Annotated in this window: 1 protein-coding gene and 2 pseudogenes; all 3 read right to left on the reverse strand. The window is 76.3% G+C overall.

The window, feature by feature from the left end; genetic code table 11:
* A pseudogene (locus CCN56_RS39170) lies at positions 1-589 on the reverse strand (glycosyltransferase family 4 protein); the annotation flags it as partial.
* 145 nt (positions 590-734) lie between these two features.
* Entirely contained in the window at positions 735-1460 is a 726-nt protein-coding gene (locus CCN56_RS39175; protein ID WP_107484307.1) for a hypothetical protein, read from the reverse strand.
* A pseudogene (locus CCN56_RS39180) lies at positions 1457-1849 on the reverse strand (DNA repair protein RecN); the annotation flags it as partial. The pseudogene CCN56_RS39180 and the gene CCN56_RS39175, both read right to left, overlap by 4 nt.

The following is a 1849-nucleotide window of genomic DNA, read 5'->3' on the forward strand; positions in this document are numbered from 1 at the left end:
CCCCCGCCACAACCGCGCCGCGTCGAGCAGCGTCCGGTACCCCCGCCCGCGTTCGAGCGCCCCGACGGCCATGAGCAGCGGCCGGTCGACGGCGCCGAGTTCGGCGCGGGCCTTGCCGTCGTGGAGGCAGACGGGCCCCGCGCCGCCGGGCCCGGTCGACGAGTTCGGAGGAGGTGCCGAGGACGACGGTCGCGGCCCGCGCGGTCCTCCGCTCCAGGAGCCGCAGCACCCCGCCCCGCGCCCCGTCGACGTGGTTCCGGCTGTGCCAGGTGGTCACGAGCGGGGTCCGCGTGCCCCCGGCCAGAGCGAGCGCGGCCCGCACGGAGGCCTGGAGGCCGTGCGCGTGGACCACGTCGGCGCCGATGCAGGCGTTGCGGAGCGCGGTGACGGCCGCGGGGTCGCCGAGGCGCGGCAGGGGCACGAAGTGTGCGCCTGCGCCCAGGTAGTCGTATGCGTGGTCGAGTTCGGCCGGGGCGCACACGGTCACCCGCACGCCCCTCGCCACCAGCCCCGAGGCAAGTGATCGGACGTGCGCGCTGCTGCCCGCGCCGCCGCCGCCCAGCACTTGGACCGTACGGAGCTGTGTCACGCGCCCAAGGATGCCAGTCCGTGCCCCCGACCGTACGCACGTTCCGGCACCGAAATGGCGTCGTTCCCCTGCGCGGAAGGCGTACGGCACGGGGACTCGCACCACGGGTTCACCCACACGGGTGAGCGCACGAGAAGTCGGCCCCTCAGGCGGAAGCCACCCGCTCCCCCCACACCGCGGCGGCCACCAGCCCGGCCGCGTGCGCCGCGAGCCCGAGCCGCCCGTTGGACGCGGCGATGGCACTGCCGATGGCGGCACCGAGCGCGTGCGCGCCGGCGTCGCCGAGCATGGCGACCTCTCCGAGGTCGTCGCCGAGGACGGCCGCCGCCGCTCCCATCGACGCGCCCGCGAGCGACCCCCGCAGCAGCCCCGGCGCGCCCAGCCCGAGCACGAGGAGGCCCGCGCGCCCCGGCCGTACGTCCACGAGGTTCACGAGGTGCGCGGTGCCGGCGATGACGACACCGGCGAGGACCTTGTCGAGGGGCTTCTCCTTGAGGAGGGCTCCGGCGGCGAGCGAGGCGGCGCCGATCCCGAAGAGCTTCACGGCCCCACTGGTCACCTCACCGTCCCGCAGCGCCGCGAGATGCGCCCGGAACCCGCGCCGGTGGTCACCGCGCAGGTCGTCGTACCGCCCGCACGCGGCCGCCGCGGCGACGGCCAGAGCGGCAGGCGGTGCGGCGGGCAGGGCGGCGACGGCCGAACCGAACGCAGCGGCCTGACCGGCCTGGAGGAGGACCCGACGGCCCGCGTGGTTGGTCCGCTCCCAACTGTCCGGGTTCCCCGGCGGCCGGCGCCGGAGCTGCCCGTACGCGAGCCGGGTCGCACCGAAGGCGACGGCGAACGTACCGATCCGTCCCGGGACCCGCGTCACGCGTCCGCCCGGGCCGTGGCCAACAGCTCCTCCGCGTGGGCCCTGGCGGTCTCGGAGTCCTCCTGGCCGGCGAGCATCCGGGACAGCTCCCGGACGCGCTCCTCGCCCTCCAGGACGGTGACGCCGGAGCGGGTGACGGAGCCGTCGTTGGTCTTCTCGACGAGCAGCTGCCGGTCGGCGAAGGCCGCGACCTGCGGGAGGTGGGTGACGACGACGACCTGCGCGGACTTGGCGAGCTTGGCGAGCCGGCGGCCGATCTCGACGGCCGCCTTGCCGCCGACGCCCGCGTCGACCTCGTCGAAGAGGTACGTCGGCACGGGGTCGACCCCGGCGAAGACGACCTCCACGGCGAGCATCACGCGGGACAGCTCGCCGCCGGACGCGCCCTT

The organism is Streptomyces sp. NRRL B-24572 (assembly GCF_002156145.1).
GTDB classification, from domain to species: Bacteria; Actinomycetota; Actinomycetes; order Streptomycetales; family Streptomycetaceae; genus Streptomyces; species Streptomyces vietnamensis.